Annotated in this window: 6 protein-coding genes; 4 read left to right on the forward strand and 2 right to left on the reverse strand. The window is 63.6% G+C overall.

What is annotated here, in order from left to right:
• Window positions 1–117 precede the first annotated feature (117 nt).
• Window positions 118–828: an SDR family NAD(P)-dependent oxidoreductase gene (locus ACIRCZ_RS19770; RefSeq protein WP_402856490.1), complete on the forward strand. Its 711-nt coding sequence runs from the start codon at window positions 118–120 to the stop codon at window positions 826–828.
• Here the strand turns inward: ACIRCZ_RS19770 and ACIRCZ_RS19775 are convergent.
• Window positions 822–1148: a hypothetical protein gene (locus tag ACIRCZ_RS19775; RefSeq protein ID WP_402856493.1), complete on the reverse strand. Its 327-nt coding sequence runs from the start codon at window positions 1146–1148 to the stop codon at window positions 822–824. The two genes, ACIRCZ_RS19770 and ACIRCZ_RS19775, sit on opposite strands and share 7 nt — an antisense overlap.
• 443 nt (window positions 1149–1591) lie before the next feature.
• On the opposite strand from ACIRCZ_RS19775, the gene ACIRCZ_RS19780 reads away from it, so the two are divergent.
• Together ACIRCZ_RS19780 and ACIRCZ_RS19785 are read left to right on the forward strand one after the other, a co-directional pair.
• A complete protein-coding gene (locus tag ACIRCZ_RS19780) occupies window positions 1592–2359 on the forward strand; it encodes a hypothetical protein (protein ID WP_402856496.1) in 768 nt (255 codons plus the stop codon).
• Window positions 2360–2468: 109 nt separating this feature from the next.
• Window positions 2469–5159, forward strand: coding sequence for a hypothetical protein (locus tag ACIRCZ_RS19785; protein WP_402856499.1), 2691 nt, complete (start codon window positions 2469–2471; stop codon window positions 5157–5159).
• Between the two features lie 73 nt (window positions 5160–5232).
• Here the strand turns inward: ACIRCZ_RS19785 and ACIRCZ_RS19790 are convergent, their stop codons facing one another.
• On the reverse strand, window positions 5233–6492 hold the full coding sequence (locus ACIRCZ_RS19790; protein WP_402856502.1) for a hypothetical protein: 1260 nt from the start codon (window positions 6490–6492) through the stop codon (window positions 5233–5235).
• 96 nt (window positions 6493–6588) lie between these two features.
• Between ACIRCZ_RS19790 and ACIRCZ_RS19795 the strand changes: the two genes are divergently transcribed.
• Window positions 6589–6753 carry a hypothetical protein gene (locus tag ACIRCZ_RS19795; protein ID WP_402856505.1) on the forward strand — a complete coding sequence of 55 codons (165 nt, stop codon included), beginning with the start codon at window positions 6589–6591 and terminating at the stop codon, window positions 6751–6753.
• Window positions 6754–6942 lie beyond the last annotated feature (189 nt).

Raw genomic sequence — 6942 nt, forward strand, 5'->3', positions numbered from 1 at the left:
CTGCTGATGGGCATGGCTGCACACCTTTGCTAATCGGAATCTAACAAAGTGATGTCCAGCACGCCGCTATCCAGCAGTCACACTTGCGAGCGAATATACGTTCAAACTAGAAGCACTATGAGCGACGAACACGTAAGGCCTTCCGCATTCATCCTCGGGGTCACCCGGGGGATAGGCGCAGCCACTGCAAGAACATTTCTCGATCATGGGTACGCCGTAGCTGGGACCCATCGAAACTCCGCAGTTCCAGACGGGGTCCTGCCCTTCTACTGCGAGGCCAGTGACCCTGGTTCCGTCCAAGCCGCGATCACGGAGGCAGCCGAGCGCCAAGGCCTCGACACCCTGATCGTCAACGCAGGTATCGCAGAGCAGAACATGCTGATCCGAATGAGCGATGAGTCGTTGCGACGCATGTTCGACGTCAACACGTTCGGCCCAATCCATGCCGTGAAGACTGCACTGAAAACTATGCTCAAGCAGCGACGTGGCTCCATCGTCCTCGTTTCGTCAGAATCATCTCGAACCGGTATCGCTGGATCGAGCCACTACACCGCCTCCAAGGCCGCCCTCGAAGGTTTCGCGAGGTCTGTCGCGCGCGAGTATGGCTCGAAAGGAATCCGGATAAACGTGGTCGCTCCGGGAGCGACAGACACAACCATGTTGGCCCAGGCCGACCCGGAGGAGCTCGCCCGGCTAGTGGCCACAATTCCGCTCAAGCGCATAGCGCAACCATCTGAAATCGCGGAAGTGATCCGCTGGGTTTCCGAAAGCACCTACATGACGGGGGCGACCATCCCCGTGACCGGCGGCGAGGGGATGGGCTACTGAGCCTCACCCAGGTAGCGCTTGAACGCGATGACGAGATCATTCCACCGGCGACGATCCAGCGCGTATCTCACTGGACGCCCTAGTCGCTGCCCGGCAGGCACGTCGATCTCGACGAGCCCAACGCTCTCCAAGTAACTCAGCGATCGCGCAACGGGTGCCGCGTCGAAACCCGAACCGTTCACGAGTTCCGATCGCGTCTGCGGACCCTGGTCACGAAGACGCGTCAGCAGCACTAAACGAACGGGGGTCCGAAAGACCTCAGCAGCAAGTGCAACCTCATCCGACCAGTCATCGGACTCGGGGCGAAGAAATTTGGGCACGCCAGATTCTTTCAGCTACTCGCCGGACCCGCCACACCGCTGGCCGACTCAGCCGATAACGCCGAGCCATCGCAAATGGTTGACACTTTAAACATGATCTTGCAGGATAAAGGGATGACGTTAAACGCGCCCTCGGCGACTTGGCTATCGCCTATACCTGACCAACGTCGCCTCACAATGTCGACGCAGCCTAAGTGGGGACAATCTCTGAATGTTCCTGCTGATGCTCTGGCACTGGTGCCTCGTGCGCGTTTGCGGGCCGGACAGGCCCAGGTGAATCGCGAAGCAGTGGCCGAGACTCTCCGCGTCTTGGGGTTAGAGCCGGGACAGCTGGACACATGCGTGTGGGAGTGGGTCGCGCACCTTGAGCCGGAAGTGGTTGGGGTGTTCGTGAACTCGCTGCATCGGGCGTTCCAGGCGGGAACGCTTACAGCGTCTGTCTGATGTCGCTGGCGTTCGAGCAATGGGTGGAAATTGACCACGTCGCACCACCGTTCGTCTTCCTACCTGCGGAGGCGAATGACCCGGTAGGGGAGTTGTTGCGGGCGATCGCGGAGACGATGTGGCAGTGGCGAGGTTTGGTAGTCCGGCGGTTGCTGGACGCGGGCCGAGTGGAACTCGTGCCGCATGTGCTGGCGGACATTCACGCATTAGCGTACGAGCGCCTTGTTCAGTTGCCAATTGATTCTGACCCCGGCGGGGCTGTGCGGTACGTCAAGCAGCTGATGAGTAGCTACCTGGTGCGTTTCCTCGGTGATGAGGGGAGACGTGAGCGCGCGCAGCACGCGTGGTGCGCCCAAGAACAGACGCTCTGCTCTTCGGCAGGGACGGAAGATTTCGAGCGGGCTGACTTCATGAGGCGACTGTTGGATCATGTCAGTGCGGAGGTGGGCGATGAGGTTGTGGCATCGTTTGCTACGCGCGTCGACTCGGGGCAGGAACTGAAGGAGGCGCGGAAGCGGCTCCGGCCTTATGCCGAGGTCGTCCGTGCGGTCATGCTGCATGTCGCCGACGGTGGCGGCGATGTCTCCGATCCTGGCGTGTTCCTGCCGGAACCCTATCGATCGTTTACAGCCGCGGACGGCCGACCAGAGGCGATCGCGGACGAGCATGGCTGGTCGACGGCGGTGCTCGCGAAGAGACGTGAGATGGCCACCCGGCTGCTGCGCCTTGCACGGCACACATTGCGGACGGAATTGCCTCAAAACTGAGATGCACCTGCCGGTCGGGAAAACTCGCGACCCCGTTTGGGTCGTTTCGTTGCGTATATAGGTGGATGCGAACGCGTCGCGTCCTTCTCAATGCAACGAAGGAGCCCCTATGGGTCACCGCAAACGATTCGGCGCGGCCGCACCGAACACAACACACAAGAAGACCATTCTCCGGAAGGGCGTCGCCGGGATCCTCGGGTTGACGATCGCCGGCCTGAGCCTGCTCGGCACCGCCGGCGCTTCGGAAGCGTCGGCAGCCGCCCTGAAGCCGCAGACCCCTGATGTGTTGGCGTCGGAGGGCTTGGGGATCGCTGGGGCGACCAAGTTCGGCGGGTACGCCGGCTCCTACACGGCTCCCGGCGGTGTGGATGCGTATTGCGCGGATCCCGGCCGGAGTTGGCCGTCGGGGAACACCGGTGCCGGGTACACGATCACCTCGTTCACCTCGGACACCGGCAACGTCCTCTCCGGTGCTGCGATGTCCGGAGTGAACGGTGCGTATGCCGCGTACGGGCACGGGACCGCTGTGGACCGCGCGGCGTTCGACTTCCTCATTTACGCCTACACCGGATCCAATCTCGGCGGAGGAGTCCAGCCGGGAACCGAGGCAGAGGGCCTGGCCTACATCAGCTCCTCCCACCCGGAGATCACCGCCAAGTTCCAGGAAGTGTGGGCGTACGCGCAGGCGAACCAGAACGTCGGCGGTGGAGGTACCGACACCGGCAGCTACACGTTCAACGTGAACAACAACAACTACACGGGAACGATGACCGCGCACATCGGCGCGACCGGGGGAGTGGCAACCACCACAACCCTCACCAACGGCATCTTCGTCGCGACCGGCACGAACACGATCACAGGTCTCACCAACGGGCAGCAGGTCGCCGTCAAAGGCGTCCCGCCAGCGAACGCGACCTCGTACGAGATCAGCGCGACTGGTTCGGTGCAAGTGTCCGGTAGTGCCGCAGCCGAGCTCGAACAGTTCGACACCGGCAGCCAGCAGAGACTCCTCGCCGGGACCGCCACCACCCGCACACACAATTACCCGATCAGCGGCCGCGACCCCTTCATGCGGACGACCCTGTTCGCACCCGTCCTCACCACCCAGGTGTCGACGAAAATCGTCAAAGCCGGCGACAAACCGACCGACACGATCACATTCGCCACAGCACCGTTCACCTACAACGGGCACACCGTCGACAACCCCTGGGTGAAACGACTTTCCGGCCTGTACCGCGAGGTCGAGGCAGACGGCACCCTTTACGGCCCATCCGCCTCGCCGTTTGTCCCCGGCGTGGTCCCGCCCGGGACCTTGGTCGCCGGGCACGCAAATCTGCTGACCAGCTCAGCCAAGGGTCCGACCGTTCCTTATGAGGCACGGAGCGACACGGCGGTGCGCGAATCCGGCTACTACAACTGGGTGTGGTCGATCAAGTACGCAAACCAAACCGCGGACAACACCCAGCTATTCATTCCGGCCGACTACTCGTTTGTTGACGAGTTTGGTCAGGTGCCGGAGACGAGTGTTGTGCCGTCGGATGTGGAGGTGACGACGTCGTTGACGCCGTCAGCGGATCAGTCGCGTGCAGCCCATTTGGTGCAGCGCCTGGATTCGCAGGAGGTTGCGCTGGGCGGGGAGGTGTCGGATTTGTTGACACCGTCGGTGCATGGTGGTGCGTGGTTGCAGGCTGATGGGACCCGAATCCCGGTCACGTTCACAGGTCGCGCCTACTACACCCCGAACGAGCCCGTTCAGTCGAAAACGCTGCCGAAGGATGCAGTCCTGTTGGACACGGTTCAGGCGACGGTCCCGGATCTGGATCCCGTGACCGCACCGCCGGTGAACGTGGGGTGGAAGGCCGGCTACGTATCCATGCAGTGGAGTATCGAGAAAGCCGCCCAACCGCCCCAGTACCAGGGTGACATCGCGCCCTGGTCAGACGACTTCGGAATCTCGAACGAAACGGTCAAGATCGTCGGCCCGACCGTGACCAGCAAAGCGCTGGCCTCTACCGGCCCCGGCGGTACTACCTATGACACGGCTATCGTGGCGGGGCCGATACCGGTGGACGGCGTCGACCTGACCTTCCGCGGTTACCTGCAGAAGCCCGGCGCCCAGCCGTTGTGTGACGCGTCGACGCTTCTCTACTCGAGCGCGACACCGGTCCACGCCACCACCGACGGTCAGTATCCGTCCGGGACGTTCACGACTGATCCGAGGACACCAGTCGGATCAGCAATCAACTGGGTCATTACCGCCTCGCTGCACGACACCGGCACGGTGTTCAGTCAGGGCGCATGCGGGGACAAGAGCGAGCAGACACGCATCGCGCCGCCGTCAGTGACCTCGACCCCGCCGGCTACGTTGATGGAGGGGCAGGCCGGGCACGACACCCTCCATGTCACCGGCTGGATTCCTGCCGGCACCACCACCACGGTCACGCTCTACAAGCAGTCTGACGGGGCCAACCAGTTGGTCTGCGACGCCAGCACGAAGGTCCAGATCCTCGCTGCGGTGTCGCTTGCCGCCGGCCGGGCCACCAACCAGGTCGACACCACAAAGGACACTGGAGCGTTGCCGGCCGGACGCTACGGGTTCGTGCATGTCACCCGCGACAGCATCGGCCGGGTGATCGCTACCGGGAACTGCCACGACGAACAATTCGTCGTCAGCCCCAACCTCGCACACACCGGATCCGACACCGCCCTCGATTGGGCGCTCGGCGGGGGGGCCGCCTTCTTACTGATCGCCGGCATCACGATTGCCCTCATCGCCCGTCGGCGAAACCGGGTCGCCTAACCGATAAGAAGAAGGGGGAGATCGGGTGGTCATGCCACTCGATCTCCCCCTCTTTCCTGCCCTGTGCACAGCACTAGCAGGCGTAGACGTTCAGCCCCCAGCCGTCGTCGGTGGGGAATGTCTTGTAGGTGTAGGCGTAGGGGACGTCGATGATGATGCCGCCGCCAGAGCTGGTGGACTGTGTGTACATGAGTGACCCATCGCAGCCGGGCTGGTAATTGCCGTTGGCGGTGACGTGGGGGGTGTGGTCGACCGGGGCGGGGCCACCGCCACCGCCGGTTCCACCGCCGCCGGGGTTACCACCACTGCCGGTTTGTCCGCCGCCGGTGTTGCCGTTGTGTCCGTAGCCTCCGTTCCCTCCTCCGCCGCCGCCGTTGTAGTGGAGGTTGTGGATGGTGTGTCCGGTGGTGGGGTCGGTGTAGGTGGGGGCGTTGGCTGCCGCCGCGGCTGCAGCGGCTTCTGCTGCGATGGCGGCTGTCTGGGATGTGGTGACCGCTTTCGCTGCTGCGAAGTATGTGGTGAGCAGTTTGGGGAGCTCCGCGGTCTTGCCGTGTTCTGCGGCGGTTGCGGCGGTGCTGAGTGCTGCACGGGTGGCGGGGTCGGCTTTGGGGTTCGCGGTCAGTACTGCGGTGGCTGGGGTGTCGAGGGTTTTCGCGATCGCTGCGAGGGCGTCGTCGACCCGCTTCTGGGCGAGCTGGTATGCCGGCGGGATCTTCGCTGTGGCAGATGCGGTGCTTTTCGCAGTCTCGAGCGTCTGCTGTGCTTTCTGGACAGCGTCGAGGTCGGCGATCAGGTCGGCGCCCGAATTCGCGGTGGGTTTGGCGTTGACGGGGTGTCCAGGAGCGAAGGCGAGGAAGGTGTGCATCAGCGCGACGGCTTTGCCCAGTTCGGCGCGGCCGGCCGCGTCGACGAGCCCGGTTGAGCCGGCCAGTAGCGCGGTGACGGTGGTGTTGAATGCGGCGGCCTGCTTGTAGGCGGCGTCGTATCGGATGTGTGCAGTGTTGTCGGCGGCCGCGACAGCTCCGAGCTGGTGGTTGAGTTGGGTGATGTTGTCGCGGGCGATGACGGTGGCGATGCCGTATCCGCCGGCTGCGACGCCGACGAGAGCGGCGACGACGGCAGCGGCGATGGTGACCTTGGTGCTGCGTTTCAGCTCCCGGAACCGACGGCGCGGGCGCAACGGGGTTTCGAATGCCCGGGCTGCAGCATCGATCTGCTCGGCGAGTGAGAGCGTTGCCGTGTTGCCTGTGGTGGATGGTTTCTCGGACAGCGACGGGACGGCGACGGGTCCGGTCGTTGCGGTGCTGTCTTGGGGGTTTTCCGTGATGGTCATGTGTGGGTCTCCTTCTGTTTGTTGCTAGCAGCGAATGGGTTAGCTGGATGTGGTGTTCCGGCGTGGACGGCGGGTTTCACCCGCGGGTGCCGGCTGGTGGTTCTCGACGGTGGGCTGCCAGTTGCTGCGCCTTCGACCGGGCTGGGCGTCGCGGTGTCGCCGCCGTTTCGCGCGGCGGTCGAGGGCGATGCCCACCCCAATCAGCGCCAAGAGGACGGCAACCAGAACGACCACGACCAGCAGTGGGTCGAGGCTTCCTAAGGGGTGTTGTTGTGGTGTCATCGGTGACTCGCTTTCTCCGGATGGTTCCGTGCGTTATTGAGGTCGTGTGTTTCTTCTGACCTGGTCGTTTTTCCTTGCCGTTCCGGCGCTCTGATCCCGTTTGAGCGGGAGCCGGTGTAGTGCCGGGTCGTGGAATACCGGACCGAGCGCAGCGAGGGAGGATATGCC

Source organism: Leifsonia sp. NPDC102414, assembly GCF_044765685.1.
Classification (GTDB): Bacteria; Actinomycetota; Actinomycetes; order Actinomycetales; family Microbacteriaceae; genus Leifsonia.